18 protein-coding genes are annotated in these 26,658 nt (G+C 61.0%); 6 read left to right on the top strand and 12 right to left on the bottom strand.

Annotated features, from left to right (window positions below; all coding sequences use genetic code 11):
- Nucleotides 1-232 precede the first annotated feature (232 nt).
- The 4 genes from BUC24_RS17080 (at nt 233) to BUC24_RS17095 (ending at nt 7,051) form a co-directional block, all read left to right on the top strand.
- Nucleotides 233-2,767, top strand: a complete 2,535-nt coding sequence (locus BUC24_RS17080; RefSeq protein ID WP_073218788.1) for a TonB-dependent receptor domain-containing protein — start codon at nt 233-235, stop codon at nt 2,765-2,767.
- A gap of 113 nt (nt 2,768-2,880) precedes the next feature.
- Entirely contained in the window at nt 2,881-4,902 is a 2,022-nt protein-coding gene (locus BUC24_RS17085) for an alpha/beta hydrolase family protein (RefSeq protein WP_083598967.1), read from the top strand.
- Nucleotides 4,903-4,976: 74 nt separating this feature from the next.
- Nucleotides 4,977-5,684: a hypothetical protein gene (locus BUC24_RS17090; RefSeq protein ID WP_073218791.1), complete on the top strand. Its 708-nt coding sequence runs from the start codon at nt 4,977-4,979 to the stop codon at nt 5,682-5,684.
- Nucleotides 5,681-7,051, top strand: coding sequence for an aspartyl/asparaginyl beta-hydroxylase domain-containing protein (locus BUC24_RS17095; RefSeq protein WP_073218794.1), 1,371 nt, complete (start codon nt 5,681-5,683; stop codon nt 7,049-7,051). The genes BUC24_RS17090 and BUC24_RS17095 overlap by 4 nt, the downstream gene beginning before the upstream one ends.
- A 31-nt stretch (nt 7,052-7,082) precedes the next feature.
- On the opposite strand, the gene BUC24_RS17100 is transcribed toward BUC24_RS17095, so the two are convergent.
- Together BUC24_RS17100 and BUC24_RS17105 are read right to left on the bottom strand one after the other, a co-directional pair.
- Complete coding sequence (locus BUC24_RS17100; protein ID WP_073218797.1) at nt 7,083-8,075, bottom strand: class I SAM-dependent methyltransferase; 993 nt, start codon at nt 8,073-8,075, stop codon at nt 7,083-7,085.
- A gap of 103 nt (nt 8,076-8,178) precedes the next feature.
- Nucleotides 8,179-11,091, bottom strand: coding sequence for a TonB-dependent receptor domain-containing protein (locus tag BUC24_RS17105; RefSeq protein WP_073218799.1), 2,913 nt, complete (start codon nt 11,089-11,091; stop codon nt 8,179-8,181).
- A gap of 264 nt (nt 11,092-11,355) precedes the next feature.
- Here BUC24_RS17105 and BUC24_RS17110 point away from each other — a divergent pair, with 264 nt between their 5' ends.
- Nucleotides 11,356-12,987 carry an NAD(P)/FAD-dependent oxidoreductase gene (locus tag BUC24_RS17110; RefSeq protein ID WP_073218802.1) on the top strand — a complete coding sequence of 544 codons (1,632 nt, stop codon included), beginning with the start codon at nt 11,356-11,358 and terminating at the stop codon, nt 12,985-12,987.
- Nucleotides 12,988-13,085: 98 nt separating this feature from the next.
- On the opposite strand, the gene corA is transcribed toward BUC24_RS17110, so the two are convergent.
- The 5 genes from corA to glnA all read right to left on the bottom strand — a co-directional run bounded on the left by corA (nt 13,086) and on the right by glnA (nt 18,985).
- On the bottom strand, nt 13,086-14,051 hold the full coding sequence (gene corA / locus BUC24_RS17115) for a magnesium/cobalt transporter CorA (protein WP_073218805.1): 966 nt from the start codon (nt 14,049-14,051) through the stop codon (nt 13,086-13,088).
- 185 nt (nt 14,052-14,236) lie between these two features.
- A complete protein-coding gene (gene ntrC, locus BUC24_RS17120; RefSeq protein ID WP_073218808.1) occupies nt 14,237-15,724 on the bottom strand; it encodes a nitrogen regulation protein NR(I) in 1,488 nt (495 codons plus the stop codon).
- 69 nt (nt 15,725-15,793) lie between these two features.
- Nucleotides 15,794-16,882: a nitrogen regulation protein NR(II) gene (glnL, locus tag BUC24_RS17125; RefSeq protein WP_073218811.1), complete on the bottom strand. Its 1,089-nt coding sequence runs from the start codon at nt 16,880-16,882 to the stop codon at nt 15,794-15,796.
- Nucleotides 16,879-17,394, bottom strand: coding sequence for a DUF4124 domain-containing protein (locus BUC24_RS17130; RefSeq protein ID WP_229448256.1), 516 nt, complete (start codon nt 17,392-17,394; stop codon nt 16,879-16,881). The genes glnL and BUC24_RS17130 overlap by 4 nt, the downstream gene beginning before the upstream one ends.
- A gap of 175 nt (nt 17,395-17,569) precedes the next feature.
- Nucleotides 17,570-18,985, bottom strand: coding sequence for a type I glutamate--ammonia ligase (gene glnA / locus BUC24_RS17135; RefSeq protein ID WP_073218814.1), 1,416 nt, complete (start codon nt 18,983-18,985; stop codon nt 17,570-17,572).
- A 314-nt stretch (nt 18,986-19,299) separates the two neighbouring features.
- Between glnA and BUC24_RS17140 the strand changes: the two genes are divergently transcribed.
- Entirely contained in the window at nt 19,300-19,758 is a 459-nt protein-coding gene (locus BUC24_RS17140) for a rhodanese-like domain-containing protein (protein ID WP_073218816.1), read from the top strand.
- 186 nt (nt 19,759-19,944) lie between these two features.
- Here BUC24_RS17140 and BUC24_RS17145 read toward each other — a convergent pair whose 3' ends face one another.
- From BUC24_RS17145 to BUC24_RS17165, 5 genes are all read right to left on the bottom strand, one after another.
- A complete protein-coding gene (locus tag BUC24_RS17145) occupies nt 19,945-20,238 on the bottom strand; it encodes a cyclic-phosphate processing receiver domain-containing protein (protein WP_073218819.1) in 294 nt (97 codons plus the stop codon).
- A 37-nt stretch (nt 20,239-20,275) separates the two neighbouring features.
- Nucleotides 20,276-20,758 (bottom strand): hypothetical protein, encoded by a 483-nt coding sequence (locus tag BUC24_RS17150; RefSeq protein ID WP_073218822.1) that lies wholly within the window; start codon nt 20,756-20,758, stop codon nt 20,276-20,278.
- A 3-nt stretch (nt 20,759-20,761) separates the two neighbouring features.
- Nucleotides 20,762-22,114, bottom strand: a complete 1,353-nt coding sequence (locus BUC24_RS17155) for a TAXI family TRAP transporter solute-binding subunit (protein WP_073220276.1) — start codon at nt 22,112-22,114, stop codon at nt 20,762-20,764.
- 191 nt (nt 22,115-22,305) lie between these two features.
- Nucleotides 22,306-25,371 (bottom strand): transglycosylase domain-containing protein, encoded by a 3,066-nt coding sequence (locus tag BUC24_RS17160; RefSeq protein ID WP_073220278.1) that lies wholly within the window; start codon nt 25,369-25,371, stop codon nt 22,306-22,308.
- Nucleotides 25,372-25,864: 493 nt separating this feature from the next.
- Entirely contained in the window at nt 25,865-26,650 is a 786-nt protein-coding gene (locus tag BUC24_RS17165; protein WP_073218825.1) for a competence/damage-inducible protein A, read from the bottom strand.
- Between the last annotated feature and the right edge of the window lie 8 nt (nt 26,651-26,658).

The raw sequence follows: 26,658 nt of genomic DNA on the forward strand, positions 1-26,658 counted from the left end.
TTTACTCAACAAGTGTTGTTTGTTTGCTGAATTTGACCGGTGTCATTATTGACAGTCGGCTATCGGAAGTGGTCTCATGCATGGGTCCAAACGATCACGCAGCCTCGCCCATGAAGCAAGGAACGACATGTAAGTCCGTTGTAAAGACGTGATCACCGGTCGTTAAACATTCATTTTGTTTATTACCGCCTGACTAGATCAGCAGGCACATCACCAAAAAATTGGAGAATCCATGCATCAACGTAAACAAATCGCCGTAGCAGTGGCGGTTGCCATCAGCTCGATGAGCGCCTACGCTCAAACCGCCGATACGACAACCGTTCAATCGGTTGAAGTGACCGGTTCGCGCATCAAGCGCGCTGCCGCCGAAGGCGCTCTGCCTGTTACGGTCGTCACGCGTGCGCAGCTGGAAGATTCGGGCGCTGTCACGATTGCTGAATTCATCCGTAACTCGACCTTCTCGAGCGCCGGCCAACCACGTCCGCAATCGGGCTCCTCCGCACAATCCTTCGCTGGCGCCAACCTGCGCGGCCTGGGCTCGGAGCGTACCCTGGTTCTGGTTGACGGCCGTCGCGTTGCGAAGGCACCAAACCGCGGCGATGCAGCTGACATGAACTCGATCCCGATGGCCGCCGTTGAGCGCATCGAGATCCTGACCGACGGCGCGTCGGCAGTGTACGGTTCTGAAGCAATCGGTGGTGTTATCAACATCATCCTGCGTAAAGATTTCGACGGCGTGTACTACTCGGTCGGCCGCACCAAAACCAACATCGACGGTGGCGATCGCGAAGAAGCGTCGGCAATGATCGGTATGACCGGCGAAAAAGGCCGTATCATCGCCGGTATGTCCAAGACCAAGCGCGACATCATCTTCGTGCGCGACTATCCATGGGGCGCAGCGCAAGGCGCGTCCGTGTTTGCCAACACCTGGTACGCAGCGACCTCGGACGGCGAAGGCGGTTTCCTGCCAGTGGCAACCCAGGGTGGCTTCCGCGGCAACGCCGGTGCTTGTAACGACCCAGGCCGTGGCTTCTACATCCCAGCTGGCCAGACCCGCTGCCGTTACGACTTCAACCTGGTTGCCGCTGACGAAGCTGCAACTGGCGCGACCTCGATCTACGCTCGTGGCGAATACAAGATCGGCGCTGATTTCAACGCGTACGTGACGATGTCGAACACCAACAACACCTCGTTCGGCCGCTACGCTCCAGTACCGGATTACATCGAAGTGCAAGCCAACGCACCAGGCAACACCTCGACCACCCCAGGTCAGCGCGTGTTCCTGGCGCACCGCTTTGCCGCTGCCGGCAACCGCGACACCTCGACCGACGGCAACCTGCTCGACATGTCCCTGGGCGTGCAAGGCACCGCAGGCGGCTTCGACATCGACGCTGGCGTTCGCAAGACCAAGTCGCACCTGGTGGAAACCGGCCGTGGCTTCGTCGTCAAAGGTCTGGCAACGACCGCCATCAACAATGGCGTGTACCGTACCGATGATCCGTTCCTGAACTCGGACACCGTCCTGAAATCGATCACCACCACCACTGGCCGTGATTCGCTGTTCCAGTCGACCGAATTCTACGCAAGCGCAACCCACGACGTGTTCTCGATGGCTGGCGGCATGAGCCGTATCTACGCCTCGCTGGAACACCGCAAGGAAGTGTACTCGGACTTGTACGACTCGCTGTCGGAAGCTGGCGAAGTGCTCGGTTCGTCGGGTAGCTCGGCAGGCGGCAGCCGCAAGGTTGACGCAGCATCGGTCGAGTGGCTGTTCCCAATCACCAAGACCCTGGAAGCGAACTTGGCTGCACGTTTCGAGAAATACTCGGACTACGGCAACGACTTCTCGCCAAAAGCATCGCTGCGTTGGGCACCTACCCGTGCTCTGACCCTGCGCGCATCGGTGGGCCGCGGCTTCCGCGCTCCAACCCTGCCGGACATCACCGCCAAGCCAGCCTTCTCGGCTGACGATATCGTCGACCTGCGTCACTGCCTGGCCGATGGTGGCTTCACTGCTGCCCAGTGCGCAAGCCAGGCATTCCAGATCCAGGCTCTGCGTATTTCGAACCCGAACCTGGGCTCGGAAAAATCGAAGCAGTTCAGCTTCGGTGGCGCATTCGACGTGAACCAGTCGTTCACCGTCAAGGCTGACTACTGGAACACCGAAATCACCGACGTGATCTCCTTCGTTAGCGCGCAGGAAATCGTTGACCGTGACAACGGCGACGTTGCCAACCCAATCCCGAACGGCCTGTCGATCACCCGTGATCCAGCCACCGGCGCTATCTTGAAGATCGTCGCTGGTTCGACCAACGAAGGCTTGCTCAAGTATTCGGGCGTGGACGTCGGCGCGACCTTCACCCACAAGTACGCCAACGCTGGTAAGTTCAAGCATGATCTGACCTGGTCGCACGCGTTCAAGTCGGAAGTGAACGGCACCGAAAACAATGGCACCTTCGGTTCGCCGAAGAACCGCGTCTCGCTGAACAACAGCTGGGGCCTGGGCATGGTTGACGTTGCATGGAACGTGAATGCAATCGGCAAAAACGGCGACAAGGAAGACCTGTATGTGTCGACCTACACCACCCACGATCTGCAAGCAACCGTGTCCCCAGGTTTCATCAAGGGCATGAAGCTGAGCGTTGGTCTGGTGAACGCCTTCAACAAGCAGCCACAACTGGTGTCGAACACCTCGAAGCCTTTCAACTACGACCTGTACGATGCGTACGGCCGTCAGGCTTACTTCCGTCTGGAACAGAAGTTCTAAATCGGGTGTGATGACCTGAAGGGGCACGCCTGGCGCACCCCTGTTTGATCGAGCCGCAGCGATGTTTTCGCTGCGGCTTTTTTCTTGTCCCTCCCACTTTGCCAAGACCTCCCATGCCGCCCATTTCCGTCTTGCGCCCTGCCCTGCGCCTGCTTGCTGTCCTTGCGCTCATGCTGGGCCAGCCGCTGCACGCAGCCCCCGCACCGATTCCCGTGCAGGACTTTTTCCGCCACGCGGCCGCATCCGGACCGCGTCTGTCGCCCTCCGGCACCAAGCTGGCGCTGCTGATCCCGAGCGAAAACGGCCGCTATGCGCTGGCCATCGCCGACGTCGCCACTCCCACCCGTTTTGTCGGGATTGCCCGCTTTGACGACGCCGATGTGGCCAGCTTTGGCTGGATCAATGACGAGCGTCTGTGGTTTGACGCCACTGATTTGCAAGTCGAAGGCGGCGAGCAGCTGGCCAACGGCCTGTTTGCCGTCAATGTCGACGGCAGCGGCTTCGTCAAGCTGATCACCCGCCGCAGCGAACGCCAGCTCGGCCAAGGCGCCGAGCGCGACATTCTGCCGGGCGACCGCAACACGTTTTACGGCGTCTTCAATGATGGCTCCGACGACGTCATCGTGCAGCACTACGAATGGGTGTCCGACGATGCGCCACCAGACAGCACCCTGCTGCGCCTGAACACCAGAACGCGCACCAGCAAGACGTTCACGCCAGTGGGCGCCCCCGATGGCGTGCGCAGCTGGCTGCTGGACCGCCAGCGCCAGCCGCGCGTGACCGTCAGCAACGACAGCAAGAGCGGGGTGATGGTGCACTGGCGCGACCCCGCCACCAACCAGTGGAAAAAACTGGCCAGCTACGACGCCGTCACGCCGGACAGCACGGCGTTTTCCCCGCTTGCCATTGACGCTGACGGGCAACTGTACGTCACCGCCATCGACCCGGCCAGCAGCGCCGGCGCGCGCACTGCCGCCCTGTTTCGCTATGCCCCGCAGACCGGCAAGATCAGCGACAAGCCCCTGCTCAGCCTGAAGGGCTTCGACTTTGAAGGCAATCTGCACATCGACCCCGACAGCGGCAAGACGCTGGGGGTGACCTACCGCAGCGATGCCAGCGGCGCGGTCTGGTTCGACCCGCGCATGAAGGCCGACCAGGAAGCGGTCGACAAGCTGTTGCCCGGCACCGTCAACGTTCTCAGCTGCAACCGCTGCGTCACCACCAAGCACGTGGTGGTGAACGCCAGCTCCGACCGCCAGAGTCCGGTCTACTTCCTGTATGAGCGCGCCAGCGGCAAACTGACGCTGATTGCCTCCAGCCGTCCCTGGCTCGACTCGGCCCGCATGGCCGAACAGGATTTCGTGCGCATCAAGGCGCGCGACGGCCTGGAGTTTCCCGCCCTGATCACGCGCCCTCAGGGCAAGGGCCCCTTCCCCACGGTGGTGCTGGTGCATGGCGGCCCCTACGTGCGCGGCGAAGCGTGGGGATTTGCCCCCGATACCCAGTTCCTCGCTTCGCGCGGCTATCTGGTGATTCAACCCGAATATCGTGGCAGTACCGGCTACGGCGATACCCTGTTCAAGGCCGGCTGGCGCCAGTGGGGCCTGGCCATGCAAGATGACATTACCGACGCCACCCAATGGGCCATCAGCACCGGCCTGGCCGATGCCAGGCGGATTGCGATTGCCGGCGCCAGCTACGGCGGCTACGCCACCATGATGGGCCTGGTCAAGGAGCCGGCACTGTACAAGGCGGGCATCAACTGGGTGGGCGTCACCGATATCGGCCTGATGTACGACATCGGCTGGAGCGATTTCATGGGCGACAAATGGATGCAATACAGCATGCCGCGCATGATTGGCGACCCCGACAAGGATGCCGCCCAGCTGCGTGCCACCTCGCCGCTGCAGCAGGCAGCCCGCATCAAGCAGCCAGTGTTAATGGCGTATGGCGAGGAAGATACGCGCGTACCCATGCCGCACGGCACCAAAATGCGGGACGCGCTCAAGCGAGCCGGCAACACCAATGTTGAATGGGTCACCTACCCAGGTGAAGGCCATGGCTGGATGCTGGTCAAAAACAATGTAGACTTCTGGACGCGCGTGGAAAATTTCCTCGCCAAGAACTTGAAATAGCCGTACCGCGGTCCCGCCGGGCGATCCCTGGCGGGCCTGTCCCACCACTTCCGTTTGAACAAGGACGAATAACAATGAAGACAACCCTCCATCGCCTGAGCGCCGTGCTGATCGCAGCGGCATTATCGACGACCGCCAGCGTCACCCTGGCCCAGAGCGCCAAGCCTGCTGCCAAGAGCGCCAAGGCAGGCAAGGACAAGCTGCAGACCAAGGAAGAGCTGCGCGCTTGCATGCTGCTGCGCGAAGACAACCTGGCACGCGCGGCCGACCTGGAAAAGCGCAACGAGGAAAGCCTGAAGAAAAAAGCACTGCTGGCCCAGTCGCCGGAAACCGGCGTGGCCGCAGCCAAGGCCGAGGTCGAAGTCAAACTGGCCGAAGTCCGGGCCGCCGACGCCCTGGTCAAGGAAAACAGCGAAGCCGTTGCCAGCTGGAACGAGCGGATGGCCGATTTCGAAAAGAATTCGAAGGATATGCGCAATGCCGACCGCCGCCGCCAGGTACTCAAGGATGAGCGCTATGCGCTCAAGGCCAAGGATGAAAAACTGGTGGCCGACCGCGCGCTGAAGGTGACCGCCTATGAAGCATCGGTGGCGGCCGCCAATGAAAAAATCGCGAACGGCGGGCGTGCGGCCGAAGAGTGGAACAAGAACAATGATGCGCTGGCCGACGAGCAAGACCGCCTGAGCGACGCGCGTGACAAGTGGCACGCCGAATGCGCCAACCGCCGCTTCATCGACACCGACGAGGCGGAAATCAAGAAAGAAATGAAGGCGCGCAAGTGAAATCTGGCCCTATCCTGACCGTGCCACCGACGGTGGCCGAAGTAATCAGCAAGGCGCGCGCCCTGATGGCGGAATCGCAGGCGATCTCTGCCGAGGCAATCCTGCGTCCGCTGGTGGCCAAGTATCCCGACTGTGTGGAAGCGTGGATGCTGCTGGCCGACCTGGCGGAGCAGCGCGGCGATGACGACCGGGCCCGCGCTTGCCTGGCCAGCGCCCAGGCCCAGGCGCCGCGCAGCGAAGCGCTGGCCATCAATATCGCCCAGGCCCAGCTCGAAGCGGGCAAACTCGGTGACGCGGTCGAGACGCTGGCGCGCCTGCTGGCCGAGCTGCCCCTGAGCGTGCTGGGCTGGGTGATGCTGGGCGACGTGCTGCAGCTGGGCGGCTTGCCTGCGCTGGCAGCCACGGCGCGCTACGAGGGCATCACCCGCGGTCAGTCGCTGGGCTTGATGGTGAACATGGAAACCACCCCCGAGCCCCTCCGTCCCGTGATCGAGCAACTGATTGCCAGCATCAACGAGGAAAAGTTTGCCCGCCTCGGCCAAGCCTTTGCCCGCATGCGCGAGCAACTCGGCGCCAGTGCCATCACGCGCGTGGAGCACGCCATTGCCGCCTACCTGGGCCAGGTCAACGACGGCCCGGCCAGTGTGCACCAGCGTCCCAAGTTCCTGTTCTTCCCCGGCCTGCCCGAGGGTCCATACCACGATCCTTATCTGCACCCCTGGGCCAGGCAACTCGACCAGGGCTACGATGCCATCCGCGCCGAAGCGCTGGCCGTGCTGGGCCAGAACGAGGGCGTGGAAAACTTCCTGTCCTTCCAGCCTGGCCAGAGCAAGGCCGGTTACCTGGGCGGGGACGGCAGCAATCCGTCCTGGGATGCGTTCTTTTTCTACCGCCACGGCCAGCGCAACGATGCCAACCATCTGCGCTGTCCCGCCACTTCCAGCGTGCTCAAGAGTATCGAGCTGTGCGAGGTGGAAGGCCAGGCGCCCGAGATCTGCTACTCGATCCTGCAGCCCGGCACCCACATCATGCCGCACCACGGCGTGACCAACACGCGCCTGGTGATGCACCTGCCCTTGCTGGTGCCAGCCGACTGCGCGCTGCATGTGCACGGCGCCGACCCGCATGTGTGGAAAGAGCGCGAGCTGGTGATGTTTGACGACACCTTCAAGCACGAAGCGTGGAACAAGTCGCAGCATACGCGCGTGGTGCTGTTGATGGATTGCTGGAATCCGCATCTGACGGCGGCCGAGCGGGTGGCCACGCGCCACCTGACCGAGACCATTGCCACCTACGAAAACTTCCCGCTGGAAGACTTGGGCAAGATCGCGCAGCAATTGCGCGGCGCCACGCCGGTCCCGGCGTAAGGCTAGGCCGCGCTGCGGCGTGCACCTGGGTTCAGGTGTGCGCCGCCGCGCGCTGCACGCTGATGGCCCAGCCCATCAGCACGTCCTGCTCCAGGATGGGCGCCAGCGCCAGCGTGCCCTCGGCGCCCGCCAGCGTGCGTCCCAACTGCGCCGCAGCGTCCGCATCGAGCGCGTAATCACGCAATTCCGCCAAGCGCAGGGCGGCGTCGGCCAGCTGCGCGCGCAGTGCCGCCAGCGCCGCTTGCGCACTGGCAGCGCCGTCGCGCATGGCCATGTTCAGAATGGTCGCCAGCGCCTGCCGTACTTCCACCAGCACGTCCGGACAATTGCTGCCTGCCGCTTGCGCTGCCAGTGCATCTTGCAGAGTATTGAAACGCTCGCGCACTGCCTGCGCTGCCGTATCCTGCGCCAGCGCCGCCCGTCCCTGCTCGGTGGCGGCGCGCGCCACCGGCCCGATCATCCCCAGGGCGGTGTCAAGCATGCCTTCGGGCGCGGTCAGCCAATCGAGGTGGGCCAGTTCGGTATGGGCCAGTTGCACTGGCCGCGCCTCGGCATGGTGGCACACCAGGCGCACCTGCCCATCCGGCTTGCACACACGCAGCAATTCCGGCACCGTGCGCGCCAGGTCGGTGTATTCGAGCCCGTACTGGCTGATCACCATGTCAACACTGGCGTCGGCAAATGGCAGCGCTTCGGCGGCCTGCTGGCCGTGAAAGCGCAGCTGCGCGCGCCGTGCCGGCGGCAGCGCATCGAACCAGGCCGGCGCCAGCGTGGCCAGGTCAATGGCGTCGCAGGCAATCTGCCCTTGCGGATCAAAGTCAACCAGCAACTGCGGCAGTGCGCCATTGCCGGTGGCAATGTCGAGCACGCGTGCGCCGGGCGCCAGCGTGGCAAAAGCGCCGCGCCAGAATTGCGCCAGCGCGCCTTCATAGCGGCTGCCAAAGCTGCCGCCGCAAGAATGGGTGGCGCCCTGCGACCAATAGCGGGTCCAGACCGCGCGCCGCTCGTCCAGTGCTTGTTCCATAGGGGATCCTTGCCAAAGCATGAGGCCGTCAGTATCTCCGCCACCTGCCGCGCGGTCAACGAAAAAACCCGCCGAAGCGGGTTTTTTGTGGCACAGCGGGTGCTTAGAACTTGTAGTTGGCAGTCAGGTAGAAGGTGCGGCCCAGCGGGTCGGTGTAGCGCCCGTCGTAACCGACCTGGTTGCCGCCGCCGGCGTTGCGGATCGACAGGGGTGGATCCTTGTCGAGCAGGTTCTTGATGCCGCCTGTCAGGGTCAGGTTGGGCACCAGGTTGGCCTTGAGCTGGTAGTCCAGCGTCACGTAACGTTTGACGTCATGGTCGGTCATGGCCACCACGGCGCCAATGGTGCCGTCTGGATTGACCGCGCGCACCGCCTGGTCCGACACCTCGAACGGCTGATCGTGGTAACCGGAACGGTAGTTGGTGGTGAGCGAATGCAGCGTTTTTTCGCCCTTGAGCGTGAATACCACGCGCGAAATCACACGGAAGGTCACATTGTTGTACGAGTCGAAGCGGCCAATGCTGCGTTCCGTTTCCAGCACGTTCGCGGTGGCGCCCGGGACCGACTGCTCGGCCTTGAGCATGTAAGTGCCGGTCCAGTTCACTGCCAGTGCGCCAATCGGGGTCTGGCCCACGCGCCAGGTGGTATCCCAGTCCAGGCCGCGGTAGTGCGAGTTGGCCAGGTTGAGCGGATTCTGCTCGGCCACCAGCACATTCGATTTCTGGATCGGATCGTAGTAGGAGCGCATGTACTTGTCAGCCAGATCCTGGCGGCCGAACAGCAGGCTTTGCGACAGGAACTGGATCTGATTTTTCAGCTTCACGTCCCACATGTCCAGCCCGAACGACACGCTTGGCACCGGCTCCACGCGGAAGCCAATGGTGGCTTGCTTGGAGGTTTCCGGCTTGAGGCCGGCGTCGCCCGTCAGGGCATTGCCACTGGTCAGCAGGCCATACTCGGCTGAACCGCGGCACAGCGTCAGGCGCGGGTCGCCAGGGGCGAAGGTCGGACAGGGGAAGAAGTTCGACGAGCCACCATTCTTCAGCGGATCGGCGATCTGGTTCATGGTCGGCGCCTTGAAGCCGGTACCGTAGGAACCGCGCACCAGCAGCGTTTGCACCGGGGTCCAGCGCGCGGCCAGCTTGTAGGTCGCCTTCGAGCTGGAATTGCCCACCGAACCAGCAGGGCTAGGCACGCCCTTGATGTCGTAGCTGATGTTCTTCTTGTCCACCGCGTCATAGCTGTCGTAACGCACGGCTGCCGTGGATTCCAGAGTTTTGCTGATTGGCATCAGCAATTCGGAGAACGCACCCCAGTTGTTGCGCGAGGCGTCCAGCGCTTGCGAACCGGTGCCGCCGCCGATGATCACGTCGGTCCAGCCCGGGTTGCCGGGGCCGGGGCCGATCAGGATGCGCGCCGGATCGTCCTTGAAGTCCTGGCGCGTGAAGTCGGCGCCCACACCCAGCATGGCGCTGCCGCCTGGCAGCGAGAACGCTTCACGCGAGGCGCTGGCATTGACGACATCGATTTTCGAGCGTGTCGTTTGCAGCACATCATGCAGCACGGCCGGCGCCAGGATGGCGGCGGCGCCCGTTTGCAGGCGGAATGGATTGTACGCGCCGGTGCGCACCAGTTCTTCGAACTTGTCGCCACTCATGTAGCCGGACACGGCCAGGTCGGTCTGCTTGTTCTGCGAATGGGTGTAGGCCGCATTCATGTCCCAGCCGCCCAGCCGGGTCTGCATGCCCAGCACCACGTGTACGGCGTCGGTCTTGTACTTGTCTTCGCGTCCGCCCGCATCGACGCCGCGATAGTACAGATAGGCGTCGCTGACATCGGCCGGCACAATGCCAACCGTGCTCAGCAAAGGAGCGATGGTCGAATTGTAGGCGCCGATGTAGTTGGCGTTGGTGGTGCGCACACCGGTCTCCTTGTCGGTCGAGAACACCGTCAATGGCTGGGCCGCTGGCGCGTAGCGCGCCTGGTTGCTGAACTTGGACAGCACCATCTCGGCAAACACGGTGGTGTCATCGCTCAGCTTCATGGTCGCGGAGCTGAAAATGCTGTCGCGCTTGAGTTCAGGCAGCAACTGCACGGTGGAAGCATAGTCGAAGCGGCAGGCATTGCCACGCGAGAAGGTGTTCGGCGACGAGCATTTGCCGGTGGTGGTCAGATCGTGGTTGAGCACCTCGTCCTGGTTATCCACGCCGCCGACCTGCGTAATCGCTTCCACGTTGGCAGGGGTGGAATTGATACTGGTTTGCCAGGTCGCAAATTCTTTGCCGTTGTGGTTGAACTTGCGCGCGCCCGTTTTCGCGAATTCGCGCTGGTTCGCATTCAGGGCCTTTTGCTGGTCGTGGCTGTAAGCCACCAGCACGTTGTAACGGTCGGTATCAAGATCGCCCCAGCCTTTGGAAATGGCAAAGTTGCTGCTCTTGCCACCTTTTTCCTGGGGAATATTTGCGGTCGCTTCGATATTGAAGTCGCGCTGGTTTTTCTTGAGAATGAAGTTGACCACGCCGGCAATCGCGTCCGAGCCATACAGGGTCGATGCGCCGTCGGTCAGAATTTCCACCCGCTCCACCGCAGCCAGCGGAATGCTGGCCAGGTTGACCGCGCTGCCGGTGCCGTAAGGCGCCATGCGGCGGCCATTGAGCAGCACCAGCGTGTACTGGGTACCGATGGCATGCACCGAGGCGGTCTGCACGCCGCCGCCGCCGCCGTTGACCGAGGTCGAGGACGTAATAAAGCCTTGCATGGCCGGCAACGCGGCAACCAGGTCAGCCACATTGTTGACGCCAGTCTGTTCGATTTGCGCGCGCGTGAGCGTTTGCACCGGCAGCGAACCTTCGGCGGCAATGCGCTTGATCGAGGAGCCGGTAATTTCCACCCGCTGCATCACGGGTTCAGCAGCCTGTTGCGCCAGCGCGGGTAGCGCCAGCAGGGACAGACCAATGACGGCACTGCCCGCATACATGGTACGCAGCGAACGGGCCAATACGGTTTCATTCATCATGGGGGTCAAAACCTTTATATTTGTCACCACTATTTGATCGTCACTTTCAGGTATCCACCCGAATAGCATGTTGTTGAGCTGGCATTGATCGAATACCAATACTCAACAAATCATGTGACCATATCCAGTCAATACGTGTCAATACATTCAGGCAACATTAGTCATGTTTCAATCGTTTTCCATGCCAAAAGCCACAAGGCATGGCAGCTGCCCCACGGGCTAACGTAAAATAGCGGCTTTGCGCTGTATCCGGAAAGCCTGACCATGTTGCGACTGAACGAAGTAAAACTCCCGCTCGACCATCCCGAACAAGCCCTCACCGATGCCGTGCTGGCGCGCCTGGGCATCGATGCGGAGCAGTTGCGCGGGTTCACCGTGTTCAAGCGCAGCTACGACGCGCGCAAGCGCAGCGCCATCGTGCTGATCTACGCCCTCGACGTTGACGTGGTCGACGAAGTCGGCGTACTGGCCCGCATGAAGGCCGACGCCCACCTGATGCCCGCGCCTGACACCAGCTACAAGTTCGTCGCTGGCGGCGAACAGCTGCAAGGCCATGATCTGGGCGAGCGGCCGATCGTGATCGGCACCGGCCCGTGCGGCCTGTTTGTGGCCCTGATTTTGGCGCAGATGGGCTTGCGCCCGCTGATCCTGGAACGCGGCAAGGTGGTACGCGAGCGCACTGTCGACACCTTCGGTTTCTGGCGCAAGCGCGAACTCAATCCGGAGTCGAATGTGCAGTTCGGTGAAGGCGGGGCCGGCACCTTCTCGGACGGCAAGCTGTACAGCCAGATCAAGGATCCCAAGCATTACGGACGCAAGGTGCTGACCGAATTCGTCAAGGCAGGCGCGCCGGAAGAAATCATGTACGTGAGCAAACCGCACATCGGCACCTTCCGCCTGGTGAAGATGGTTGAGCAGATGCGCGAAAACATCATTGCGCTGGGCGGCGAATACCGCTTTGGCTGCAAGGTGGTCGACATCGAAGTCGAAGGCAGCGGCCAGGCGCGCCAGATCCGCGGCGTGACGCTGGCCAATGGCGAGCACATTGCCAGCCGCCATGTGGTCATGGCCATTGGTCACAGCGCGCGCGACACCTTTGAAATGCTGTACGAGCGTGGCGTGTACATCGAAGCCAAACCGTTCTCGGTGGGCTTCCGGGTCGAGCACCCGCAGTCACTGATTGACGTGTGCCGTTTTGGTCCGAATGCGGGCAACAAGATTCTTGGCGCGGCTGATTACAAGCTGGTGCACCATGCCAGTAACGGCCGTTCCGTCTACAGCTTCTGCATGTGCCCGGGCGGCACGGTGGTCTCGGCCGCGTCCGAGCCGGGGCGCGTGGTCACCAACGGCATGAGCCAGTATTCGCGCAACGAGCGCAATGCCAATAGCGCCATCGTGGTGGGCATCACCCCGGCCGATTATCCTGGCCATCCGCTGGCTGGCATTGCGCTCCAGCGCAAGCTGGAAGAAGGCGCGTTTGCGCTGGGCGGCGGCACCTATGATGCGCCTGGGCAGTTGATGGGCGACTTCGTCAAGGGACGTGCATCCAAGGCGCTGGGCTCGGTTATCCCCTCGCTCAAGCCGGCCGTGCACCTGACGGATTTGGCCACCTCGCTGCCGGATTACGCCATCGTGGCGCTGAAGGAAGCCTTCCCCGCCTTTGACAAGCAGATCCGCGGTTACTACAAGGAAGACGCCTTGCTCACGGGCGTGGAAACGCGCACCTCGTCACCGATTCGTATCAAACGCAACGATGACGATTTGCAGAGTTTGAATACGCGCGGCTTGTTCCCGGCTGGTGAAGGCGCCGGTTACGCGGGCGGGATTTTGTCGGCTGCGGTGGACGGGATCAAGGTTGCGGAAGCGGTGGCCTTGTCGATGGCCAAGGCGAAATAGCCACCACATCGCCCTCGCGAAGGCGGGGGCCCATTCCATGTCAACGATTCCAGCGACATGGTATGGGGCCCCGCCTCCGCGAGGACGATGTGGTGCGGCTATAGCCAGCCGGATTTGCGGAACCGGTAATACAAATACCCGCACAAGCTGAACATGAACGCCAGCGCTGCCGGATACCCCCAGTGCGACTTCAGTTCCGGCATGTAATCGAAATTCATCCCCCACACGCCGGCAAACGCGGTGAACACCGCGAAAATTGCAGCCCAGGCCGCCAGCCGTTTGTTGACCTCGCCCTCATCAATCGCCACCATCGACAAGTTCACCTGAATCGCGGTGCCGATCGTATCGCGTATGGTATCGAGCGAGGTATTGATGCGATACAGATGATCCTGCACATCGCGGAAGTAATCCTGGGTGTCGCGGCAGAAGGCCGGCACCCGCCCACCGTGCAGCTTGCCCACCGCATCCAGCAACGGCGCCACGGCGTGGCGCAGAATCAGCACCTTGCGCTTGAGCTCGTACAGACGCTCGATATTGTCGCGCTGCGATCCCTTGATAAAGATGCGGTCCTCGATCTTTTCCAACTCCGACTCGAACATGTCGACCACCGGGAAATAGCGGTCAACCACGGCATCCATCAGCGCATACAGCACAAATGAGGACCCCATGGCCAGCAAATGGGGTTCGTTTTCCGCGCGCGCACGCACGCCCAGGAAACCGCGGTTGCAGTTGTTGCGCACGGACAGCACGTAATTGTGCGCGACAAAAATATCAACCTCGCCCACGTTGAGCTGGTCGCCTTCCAGTTCCACCGTCTGCACCACGGCAAACAGCGATGCGCCGTATTCTTCGATTTTGGGACGCTGATTGCCGCGCGAAGCATCTTCGACCGCCAGTTCGTGCAAGCCGAACTCGTGCTGCATGACGGCCAATTCTTCCGGCGCCGGTTCGCGCAGCGCCACCCAGACAAAGGTATCGGGATTTTCAATGTAGTCGCTGATGGCCTCGACAGGGATATCGGACAGCTTCTTGCCTTCCTGGTAGGCGACACAATTAATCAGCATAAAATTCCGTAAAGTAAATTCGCGTTGCATACGCAGGCGCAAGCTTACACCACATTACGGGCCCGGTAGCCGCGCTGTAAAACAACATCGCCCTCGCGCAGGCGGGGGCCTATACCACATGTCCGGATTCGGCAACATGGCATAGGCCCCCGCCTGCGCGAGGGCGATGTGGTGGTATTGCTAAATTACTCGTCTTTGGCGCCGTCGATACCCAACTCGGCAATCTTGCGCGTGATGGTGTTGCGGCCAATGCCCAGCCGCACTGCCGCATCGTTCTTGCGTCCGTGCGTGTGCTTGAGCGCCGTCTTGATCAGCGCCGATTCAAACTGCCGTCCCAGCACATCCATCACTTCCGACTGCCCTGCCGACAGCATGCTGGCCGCCTGCAACTCCAGCAAACCAATCCAGCCGCCAGCGGCGCTCAAGGACGCAATCGATGCAGTCGGCACCGTCGCATGAATCGCCCCCATGCCAGGCTCGGCTGCACCCAGCGCCATGCTGGTCTCGCCGCCGCCATCCTGGCCGGCCGTCAATTCCAGCGGCATGTCCTTGATCTCGACCGTCTGCCCTGGCGCCATCACGGTGATCCAGTTGCACAGGTTTTCCAGCTGGCGCACATTGCCCGGCAAATCCAGACTGGACAGGAAATGCATGGCCGAGTCACTCATGCGCTTGGTCTCCACCCCCAGTTGCTTGGCGCTTTGCACCAGGAAGTGGCGCACCAATATGGGGATATCCTCGCGCCGCTCCCGCAAACTGGGCAGGCGCAGCCGGATCACATTCAGACGGTGGTACAAGTCTTCGCGGAACAAGCCATCACGCACGCGCTGTTCCAGGTTCTGATGGGTGGCCGTGATCACGCGCACATTGGCCTTCATCGGCTGGTGGCCGCCCACACGGTAGAAGTGGCCGTCCGACAGCACACGCAGCAAGCGCGTCTGCAAGTCGAAGGGCATGTCGCCAATTTCATCGAGGAACAAGGTGCCGTTCTCGGCCTGCTCGAAGCGGCCGCGGCGGGTAGTCTGCGCGCCCGTGAAGGCGCCGCGCTCGTGACCGAACAATTCGGATTCCAGCAAGTCCTTCGGAATCGCTGCCGTATTGAGCGCGATGAAGGGCTGCTGCGCACGCGGGCTGTGCTTGTGCAGCGCACGCGCCACCAGCTCTTTGCCGGTGCCCGATTCGCCCGTGATCAACACCGTCACGTTCGATTGCGACAGGCGGCCAATGGCGCGGAACACTTCCTGCATCGCGGGCGCCTGGCCCAGGATTTCCGGCGTGTCGGTGGGGCCCGATTCCACGCTGGTTTCGCGCAAGCTCTCTTCCAGCGCGCGCCGGATCAGCTCGACAGCCTTGTCGATGTCGAAGGGCTTGGCCAGATATTCAAAGGCGCCGCCCTGAAACGCGGCCACGGCAGAATCAAGGTCAGAGAAGGCAGTGATGATGATGACTGGCAGACCTGGATAGCTGGTCTTCATGGTCTGCAGCAAATCCAGGCCCGACTCGCCCGGCATGCGGATGTCGGAGACCAGCACTTGTGGGGTGTCGAATTCGAGCGCGGCCATGGCGTCGCGTACGTTTGAAAAACTCTTGGTGGCAAGGTTTTCGCGTGCCAGGGCTTTTTCCAGCACCCAGCGAATGGAGGCGTCGTCGTCGACTATCCAGATTGGTTTCATGTGTTCGCGCTTCCCCGCAATATGGATCTTCAATTGGTGGGATCCGGCTCCCAGGGACGCCGCCACAGCTTATGGCAGCGGCAGCAAGATCCTGAAATCCGTAAATCCAGGCCGGCTTTCGCACTCGATCACACCCATGTGCTGTTGCACGAAGGTTTGCGCAAGCGTCAGCCCCAGTCCACTCCCCCCTTCCCGTCCCGATACCAGCGGATAGAAGATGCGGTCGCGGATCAGGGGTGAAATCCCCGGTCCATTGTCGATGATATGCAAGTCTAATGCCAGCCCGTAGCGCACCTTGGCCAAGGTCACCTGGCGCGCGACCCGGGTCTTGAAAATAAGCTGGGCGTCACCGGCCGCGATCTGGGCCGACAAGGCCTGGGCCGCGTTATGGGCAATGTTGAGTACCGTTTGAATCAGCTGTTCCTTGTCGCCCCGGAACTCGGGAATCGAGGCGTCGTAATCGCGCTTGATGTTCAAACCATTCGGAAACTCGGCCAGCATCAGGCTGCGCACGCGCTCGCATACTTCATGGATATTGACGTCGCCCACGATGTGCGGACGGCGGTGCGGCGCCAGCAGCCGGTCAACCAGGGTTTGCAGGCGGTCCGCTTCCTTGATGATGACCTGGGTGTATTCGCGCAACTGGGTCAGGTGCAGCGGTGGCAGTTCCAGCTCCAGCAGCTGGGCCGCGCCGCGGATGCCGCCCAGCGGGTTCTTGATTTCGTGGGCGAGATTGCGCACCAGTTCCTTGTTGACCTGGCTCTGATCGAGAATGCGCTCCTCGCGGTCGAGCTTGAGCTGCTGCACGTTTTCGCGCAGCTCGATTACCAGCCCGGCATCATCGACGGCACTGACGATGCTGTGCACATGCAGCGGCTCGCGCCCGCTGCGCTCGAGCGCCAGATCCTGGCGCAGGTCGGCGTACTTATGGGCCAGGGCCTGGCTGCACAAACTCATTAATTCTTCGGCATTTTGAAACAGGGCATCGAGCTGCTGCCGCTGCAAGGCCTTGAGCGAACTGTCGAGCAAATGTTCGGCTGCCGCATTGGCCCAGGTAATCATGCCGGTCGGATCGACCAGCAGCACGGCCGAGGCCAGCAAATCGAGGGCGCCCAGCGACTCCGGCGCGTACTGCGCAAAGCCGGGCGCACCACTCATTTGATGTTCGCGATTTCGCGCTCGAGCGCCTCGATGTTTTTCTCGGCGCGGTTGATGCTGTCCTTCATCTGCTCGACGCGTTCCTGGTACTTGGCATAGTTGCGCTCGTTACCCTGACGCTCAGGCTCGCCATTGTTGAATTCCTTCTTCATCTCGGCCAGCTTCTTCTTCTCGGTACGCAGTTCTTCCTCGAGAATGCCGCGCCGGTCGGAGTCACGCGCCTTTTGCTCGGCATCGTTCACCTTGGGAAAGGCGGCCGGCGTGGTTGGCGGCGGGCTCGGTGCCCGGGCGCCGCCCTTGCGTGGCGCTGGAATCGGCGTGCCGACGTTGTTGCTGATGTCGAGTGTCTTGCAGCCGTTCTTGTACGAATCGGTCAGCACCCGGCGCCCTTCGGCGTCAGTGCACAAATAGATACCCTGGGCCTGGGCCGGCAGCTGGACCAGCAGCGCGCCCAGCATGGCAAGCCCCGGCGCGAAGCGGCGCAGAATGGAACGTGGGGTTGTCAGATTCATCTCCATGGTCGTAGTTCACGGTTGCCCGTGCGAAAAATTGGTTCAACCCGAATATACAACAAACAAAGCAAAACGCGAGGAAAGCCGTAGCGCTCCTCGCGTTTTTTACACCGTCCTTACATTTTACGCCAACAGCCCGATGTCAGGTCGACATCAGGTGCTGACAGCATTGCAATTACAGCGAGTAGTACATGTCAAATTCAGCAGGGTGCGTGGTCATGCGCATGCGCTGCACGTCCTGCATCTTCAGTTCGATGTAGGCATCGATCATCGAATCGGAGAACACGCCGCCACGGGTCAGGAACTCGCGGTCCTTGTCCAGCGCTTCGAGCGCTTCTTCGAGCGACGAGCACACCGTTGGGATCAGCTTGTCTTCTTCCGGCGGTAGGTGGTACAGATCTTTGGAAGCGGCTTCGCCCGGGTGAATCTTGTTGGCGATACCGTCCAGACCCGCCATCAGCAGCGAGGCGAAGCACAGGTACACGTTGGCCAGTGGATCCGGGAAACGGGTTTCAATGCGGCGGCCTTTTGGATTGGCCACGTGCGGAATACGGATCGAAGCCGAACGGTTACGTGCCGAGTACGCCAGCTTGACCGGGGCTTCAAAGCCTGGCACCAGACGCTTGTACGAGTTGGTGCCTGGGTTGGTGATCGCATTCAGCGCCTTGGCGTGCTTGATGATGCCGCCGATGTAGTACAGCGCGTCGTCCGACAGACCGGCATAGCCGTCGCCAGCGAACAGGTTCTTGCCGTCTTTCCAGATCGACTGGTGCACGTGCATGCCCGAACCGTTGTCGCCAACGATTGGTTTTGGCATGAAGGTGGCGGTCTTGCCGTAGCTGTGGGCCACGTTCCAGACCACGTACTTCAGGTTCTGGGTCCAGTCGGCGCGCTCAACCAGGGTCGAGAACTTGGTGCCGATTTCGTTCTGGCCAGCGCCAGCAACTTCGTGGTGGTGCACTTCAACTGGAATGCCCATGGCTTCCAGGATCAGGCACATTTCCGAACGCATGTCCTGGAACGAATCAACTGGTGGCACTGGGAAGTAGCCGCCCTTGACGGTTGGACGGTGGCCGCTGTTGCCGCCTTCGGTCTTGGCATCGGTGGCCCACGACGATTCATCCGAATCGATCTTGACGAAGCAGCCCGACATGTCGATCTTCCAGCGCACGCTGTCGAAGATGAAGAATTCTGGTTCCGGACCGAAGAAGGCGGTGTCGCCAATGCCGGTCGACTTCAGGTAGGCTTCGGCGCGCTTGGCGATCGAGCGTGGATCACGGTCGTAGCCCTTGCCGTCCGACGGTTCGATCACGTCGCACTGCATGAACAGGGTGGTTTCTTCCATGAACGGGTCAATGTTCGCGGTGTTTGGATCCGGCATCAGCAGCATGTCCGACGCTTCAATGCCCTTCCAGCCGGCGATCGACGAACCGTCGAAAGCGTGGCCCGACTCAAACTTGTCGAGGTCGAAGTGGGAAATCGGCACGGTCACGTGCTGTTCTTTACCACGGGTGTCGGCGAAGCGGAAATCAACGAATTTGACTTCGTTGTCTTTTGCCATTTTCAAGACTTCTGCGGCGGTCATTGCCATGCGTATTTCTCCTAATTGAAATGGGGACTTGCCGACGGGCGACAAAACTCAGAGGGGACAGAAAGCAGAAACTGTGCCAGCATAATTGGCATGAGCAAATGCAGATTGCGTCGTTGAATGTGCTGGCAATTGATCCTAAAATTGCGTGTTCCTGTTTTGACATCGAAATTGCGCGAGGTCAATCGCGCACAACTCTGGTGCAATCGAATAAATTTGCACCGATTTGATGCGTTTTGCACGAAAACGGGCAAAATGCATCGGGCTGGTGCAAGCGTCGCCTATCTTAAACCACCTATTGTCCTTTGGAGCAGCAAATGAGCACAGTCGACCAAGTATTAGCCGCCGCCCGCGAGCGTGCGCCGGGTGCAGGGTATGCGGGAGCGGTCACGCCAGCCGAAGCGTTTGCGCTGGTGCAGGCTGACCCACGGATGAAGTTGATCGATGTGCGCACCAATGCCGAGCGCGACTGGGTCGGACGGGTGCTGCTGCCCGAGGCCCAGCACGGCGCAGTGCAGTGGAGTACCTATCCGGGCGGCGTGCCCAATCCCGACTTTGTGGCGCAGCTCGATGCCGTGGCCAACAAGGACGACGTGCTGCTGTTCCTGTGCCGCTCCGGCGTGCGCTCGCGCCACGCGGCCACGCTGGCGACGCAGCACGGCTACGCCAACAGCTTCGATATTCTTGAAGGCTTCGAAGGTGACAAGGATGCCGAAGGCCACCGCAAAAATGTCGGCGGCTGGTGCAAGGCCGGCCTGCCGTGGGCGGGCGCCTAAGACACGAACAGATGCACATCGCCCTCGCGCAGGCGGGGGCCCATGCCACCTCACCGAATTCCCAAAGGTGGCATGGGTCCCCGCCTGCGCGAGGACGATGCGGGGCCGCCATCCACACTACAACAACAGACACAGTCGATACTGCTGGCGCAGCTGGTGGAACCAGACCAAAGGCTGACGCGGAAATCAGGCCCGCTGATGCTTGTTAATGCTCGCAATACCGAGTTCCATTTTTTGGCGTGCTGACGAATTCGCGGAATGCACCCGCATTTTCGGAGGAACAAATCCGCGGGTGATCACGGCTTCCTCTACCCACAACACCACGTCATAGCCAGTACCGCGTACGTCATCGCCCAGATCGTGATCCAGGCTCAATTCGGTAACCTGGCCCGTTTCAAGAAGCGCGATTGCTTCGTCGGGCCAGTAGACGCGATGCCAGCCATCGGGCGTCGCTCTCTCATCGTCCAGGTAAACTTTCATCGCGCCCGCACCTCATCACTGATCGATTCTGGGAAAATCATGCCGGCGGGGATGCCGCGGTCTTCACATTTTTATGCATCAACAACTTCACCGAAAAGCTGTTTTTCAATACCGGGACATTGTTGATTTTGCTTTCAAACAGCTTCACGGCAGCACGCCGTTTTGGACCAGACCAGGACCCAGGCCGGTACATCACGAAGCGCTTGCCGTCCCCGTGCAACAACATCATGCCATTCCTGCTGAATTCGATGCTCCGCACCTCGCGCCACAAGATACGGTAGTGGCCAAAGCGATTGATGTCGCTAATGCCTTCTTCGTCCAGCTCCAAGCGCCCGCCCGCGATCAGGATATAGGCGCCAAACAAGATGAAGGCACAGAAAAGCAGAGCGGGACCGACCTGTCCCGCAAGAATTGACGCTGTAGCAAAGAGCATGAAAAACACAATACCGATCCAGGCCATGATCTTCGGGCCGGCGAAATCAACCTGCAGCGGCTTGGCCCGCCTGAAACCTGAAGTCATACGTTACGCGCCGGCCTTATGCAAACCAGTCGTGGGAACCGCGGCATTCATCGCATTCCTCACCCGCTGCCGCACAAAGTTGATGTGGCTGCGCAGCCCATACAGACCATCGGCAAACGCCAGTGGAATGGAAATCTGATTCACCAGTTCTTCAATTTCATCGAGCCGCTTGAGCAAGCCTTCGCACTGGACCGGATCGCCCTGGGCTGTTTCCAGCTCCTGTTCCACGGTGCGCAATTGACCATACCAGCGGTACACGCGCGAGCGGATGCGCCACACATACAGCGGCGGCACCACTTTCGACAGCGGCAGCACCAGGGCAGCCAGCGCCACCACCACAACCCACATGCGGTCGAGGAAATTGGCCATCCAGAAGCTCATATACCGCTGCAGCATCGGCGGGCCATCCTTGTAGAACTTGGCCGCCTCGTGCGCAACCGGAATCTCGGTGTAGCGGGCCGACGGGAACTGCCCCTGCTGCTGGAACCAGCCGGTGCCGCCATGAATCGCCGTGGCTGACTGCACAAACAGATCAACCAGCGCCGGGTGGATATCTTCGCGCGCGACCAGCGTGGCAGTCGGCGCGATCAAATGGTAATCCTGCGACGGAATGTCGCGTCCCACGTCCACAATCCCGCGCGGCAGCACCACGTGCGTCATGTAAGGCAGGCGCCGCGTATAAGCCTCGGCCTGGGTGAAATTGAATAATTTGATGCCTGGCGTTTGCAGCAGCATTTGCACCAGCAGCGCGTCCGGGCCGGACGAGAACACCAGGCCATCGATGCGCCCTTCCAGCAGTTCCACGGTGGCCGGCGTATTTTCCAGCGCACCCATGGTCAGATCGGCGGGTTCCACGCCATTCAAGGCCAGCACCTGGCGGAACATTTTCGGCACACCCGTGCCTTCCGGTCCAACATTGATCTTCAAGCCTTTGAGCTGGGTAAGCTGGTCTACCGCCACAGGCTCGCGCAGGAACAGCCAGACCGGTTCGGTGAACAGGCTGCCCAGTGAGACCAGGCCCTTGCGCTGCGCCTCCGCCTCTTCGGTGGAGCCGCTTTGCACGAAGGCGATATCGACCTTGCCGTCGTTCAGGCGCTGCAGATTCTCCTGCGAGCCCAGCGAGGGCACCAGGGTAACCTTGATCTTGTGCTTGGCCATCGCGGCCACGTATTTTTTGCCCAGTTCCTCATAGGCGCTGTTTTCCTGCCCGGTGGCCAGGGTGACCGCCCGCGGTGGGGTCGGATCGACCAGGAAATAGGCCAGCACGCACAGCGCGGCAATGGTCAGGACAGTGGGACCGGTGGCGGCAACCAGGTCCTTGAAGGAGAACTGGGTAAACTTCCGGATTTTGGACATGGCGAGTTGCAGTGGTTTCATGGACTGGGACAATGCCAACATTCTATGAAACTTGCAAGCTTTACCGTCGCCTCATCGCCCTCGCGAAGGCGGGGGCCCATGCCACGTCACCGAATTCGGACAAATGGCATAGGCCCCCGCCTGCGCGAGGGCGATGTAGCTACTCTCGCTTTCTGCGCTTTATGCGTGGCTCAGCGCACGCAGGCTTTGCCCACCGTATCCTTCGGCGGTTCGATCATCGGCATCAGCGTCGGCGCCAGGGTCGTGAGCAGTTGCACCGGCAATGCGCTGGTAAAGTCGTAATTACCCGCCTCCGGCCCGTGCACATACGCCGTCATACTGCCAAAGAAGCGCTCACCAATATTGAAGACGAAGGTCGCAGACCGGTTCACAAAGCGCGATTCGATCAGACGGCCACCCGCGCCATACACCTCGAAACGCTGGTCACCAGTACCGGTTTTGCCACCGACGGCGATAATCGAACCGTCCGCCATCTTGAACGCCGCCTTGACACGCTTGGCGGTACCTTCCGACACCACGGCGCGAATCGCATCGGCAGCAGCCCGCGCCACCGCTTCGGACAGAATCCGTTCGCCCACTGGCGCCTTGGAATGGCGCACCAGCGTTTCGTACGGCGTGGCAGCGGCAAAGTGCAGCGAATCGATGCGCTCCACCGGCTTGCGTATGCCCTGGTTGACGATAATGCCCATCATTTCGGCCAATGCAGCCGGACGGTCAGCGGACGCGCCCAGCGTGGTGGCATACGACGGCACCAGCGAATCGAAGGGATAACCCATGCGCTTCCATTGCGCGTGAATCTTCAGGAAGGCTTCCATTTCCAACAGGCCGGCAATGCGCCGGTCCTGGGCGTGCTTGCGGTGGGTGTTGAACAGCCACGCATACACTTCCTGGCGCTGCTTGGCACTGGCGCTGACCACGTCGGCAAACTTGGCCTTTTCGTGCTCACGCATGTACCCGACCAGCCACAGTTCCAGCGGGTGGATGGTAGCTAGGTAACCGCGATCGGCCAGCGACATGGTGGTTGGCGCATATTGCTCGTACATGCGGGCGATACGTTCGTCCGGCACTTCGTTCTTCGACTCGAGGTTGTCGTTGATGAAGTCTCCGAACTCCTTGACCGAGGCATTCGGGTAAATCGTGCGATGCACGTTCGCCAGCCGCACCGGCGTTTTACGCATACTGGCCAGCAGCACCTTTTGCGCTTCGTCGGCCGTCTTGTTGCGGTACTTGTTATAGAAGCGGCCCAGGAACTCCTGTCCTTCACGGTCCGCGAAACGGGCAAGGTATTCAGCCCGGCGCGGATCGTCGGCGTCGGCCAGCAGCGCGGCTGAAGAACCAGGTAGCTGGAACATGTAGTAACGGACCACGTCGCGCATCAGGCGCACGAAGACCAGGTTGGTCGAGCTTTTCAGCGCGTCGCGTACCGGCATGATCTTCTTGTCATCGAGCTTGCTGAAGTTACCAAAGGTATGCAGACCGCCACCCGTGAAGAAGCCTTCGAACGGGCTGGCTGAATACTTGCGGTCCAGCGCTGCCGCCAGCATCGCAGGCAAGCCGCGGTCGCCATTTTTGGGCAGGTTCAGGAAGTAAGCAATGCCCCACTGCGACAGCAGGTCCTTGGGATCGACCACGGTCTTTTTCAGTTCCGCCGCGTCCATCGGCTCGAAGCGCTGGTGCAGCTGGTCGACGATGTCGAGGTAGGTGACCAAGGTGCGCAGCTTGGCCGTGGAACCCAGATCGAGCTTGGCGCCTTCATTGATGTCCAGTGGCTGGTCGTAGTTATCGGTCTGCACGCGCAAATAGTTAACGTTCTCGCCGCGTTCCATGAGCGTAAAGCTGTAGACCACATTGGCCGGATCGCCATTGCCCAGCATGCCCTTGCCGGTCAGGCCAGCCGCTGCTGCCGCATCGGCGTCGCGCAGGTTGCGCAGCGCCGCGGTGACTGCTTTCTGCGCGTCGGAATCGAGAGTACTCACCACCGACAGGTCGAGCCGGTCGAGGTTATACAGGCGGCCGTCGCCCAGCAAACTGCCCAGGTGGGTACGCACGGCGTTGGTCGCTTTGCGCGAGACGAAGGTGTTGGCCGCCGGGGGCAGCACGCCCGAGCCTTGCGACGGCTCCAGCTTGACCTTCAGGGCCGCATCGCGCAGCGCCGGGGTAATCACTCCGGCCTGGGCCAGCACCTTCAAGTGCGTGTTGGTCAGTGCTTCCAGGTCGTCCTTGCCGGCGCCCAGGTAGTGCGCCGGGCGGCGCTGGGCAATCATCAGCGACAGCGCCTGCTTGTAAGTGAGCGCTGCCTCGCGTGAGGTCGGATTGCCTTTCAGGGACGCTTTCATATCGTTGAAGTCGCGCCCATACCAGACCCACATGCCGTCGCCAATGCCGTTGACTTCGCCGTAGCCCAGCTTGGCCGACAGAGGCACCGTATTCAGATAGTCCACCACGATCTGACGCCGAGCCACGGTGGTGTCTTCGCCATACTGGTAGGCGCGCAGCGTGGCAGAACCCATCTGGCGCAGTTTTTCCGACAGCGAACTGGTACGGCCGTCCGGTGAATGGCGGTATTTTTCGATCTGGGTGGCCAGCGTGCTGCCGCCGGCCGAGCGCTGATCGCTGCCGGTGAAGACATTGAGCGATTTGTCGAACACGGCCTTGCTGAAGCGGTCCCACTCGACAGCCGGATTGCGTTTCGGGTAAGTGGTATCAAGCAGTTCGCGGTTTTCGATGAACAGCAGGCTTTGCACCAGCAGCGTGGGCGCCTGCTCGAAGTTTTCGAAAAAGCGCTCAGGGTAGCGCGCAGCGAACAACGGCTGGCTCTTGCAGTCGAGGATTTCCAGGCCGACCTTGGTCTTTTCGCGGTAGGTGGCAAACAGGCCCATGTCGGCCAGTTCGATCATCTTCGGCGAAATGCGGGCTTGCGCTTCGATGTCGTAGTCGCGCTCCTTCAGTTTGCCCAGGTAGTCGGGCAAGTTGGCGTAACCGAGCCGCTCGTCGTACGGGCTGTCATGCGGGAAGCGGATCGCGTTGCTTGGCCCCTTTTCGACCTTGTAGCTGATTTTTTTGGCAATCTTGGAAAACACGCGTGCCTGCATGGACGAGGTACGCGACTCGTTAATGGCCCACACCACGGCAACCGACAGCAGCATCAGCAACAGCAGGATCAGTGCGGGTTTGATACGGCTGCGCTTTTTGGGCGGCGTGGGCGCTGCTTCCTGCGGCGCGGATTCATTCTGCATGCCTTCACCATCTTCTTGTGGTCCCTCAGGCACCAGCGACAGGTGGGGATGCGGATAACTGAACGCGGGCTGACCGCGTTCCTGCGAATTTGCCGACACGGCGCGGGCGCGTAACTTGCGTACTGCGCGCGCGACGATGCGGGGCCGTCGAAAACGACGATTACTTTCCATGATGGCTCAACCGGTTTGAATCAATCGTACCTGCGTTCACCGCATCAACCTTCGCCATCTGTGCAACAGGTTTCTCCAATGAGCGTGGTGGTCAATCGTATTGCTTTGTTTATTCAAATTGTCACAGGAATTTTGCGATGAATTCCCGTGTACGCACGACTACCATTGCACCACATCGCAGGCAGCGGCACGAAGGTCTGTTCAATAAAAACTGAACTGCCTGTTTGTTTTTCGCAAAAAAACAACGGCTGAGTACACAGCATGAAAACATGCCTGCCGTTTTGTCATGCAACGGTCATCGAGCACCTGCATGACACACTGATCAGACCGGCTTGAATTCCACTTTCATGCGCGCCAGTTCGGCACACAGATGCGCAAACGCCGCCTTGGTTTGCTGCGCCTCGCCTTTCACGCCCAGCTCGATGTGGCGACGCGTCGTTGCATCACCCACACTTGGCAGACTGAACACCTTTACCGGTGCGTAGCTTGCCTCGATTGCGACCATCAAGGGTGTGAGTTCCGACTCCGCTGCACCAAAAACAAGCACCGACTGCTCGCTGCGCGCTTCCAGATTAAACAGGTCGCTGTAGTGTTCATCGAGCACCCAGGCAATCATAGGCCAGGCCATGACCGGGAAACCTGGCACAAAATGATGATGCCCCACGGTGAAACCGGGCACCTTGTTGTACGGATTGGGAATCAGGCTGGCGCCACGGGGGAATTCGGCCATTTTCAGGCGGTGCAGATTGTCTGGCGTATCCAGCTCGGGTGTCTTGCCGGCTTCGAGGTACATCTCGCGGATGCGCTCCTGAATCAGGCGCTTGCCTTCCGGATGCAGCTCAAGCGGCAAACCGAGCGCTTGCGCGGCGGCCTGGCGCGTATGGTCATCCGGCGTGGCGCCAATCCCGCCGCAGGAAAATACAATATCGCCGCTGGCCATGGTGCGCGCCAGGGTGGCGCTGATACGGGCCGGATCGTCGCCCAGATATTCCGCCCAGGCCAGTTGCAAACCGCGCTCGGCCAGCAGGGCCACCACTTTGGCAAAGTGCTGGTCCTGGCGCTTGCCGGACAGGATTTCGTCGCCAATGATAATCAGACCAAATGCCACCTTGCCCC

It is taken from the genome of Massilia sp. CF038, assembly GCF_900129765.1.
Taxonomy (GTDB): Bacteria; Pseudomonadota; Gammaproteobacteria; order Burkholderiales; family Burkholderiaceae_D; genus Telluria_A.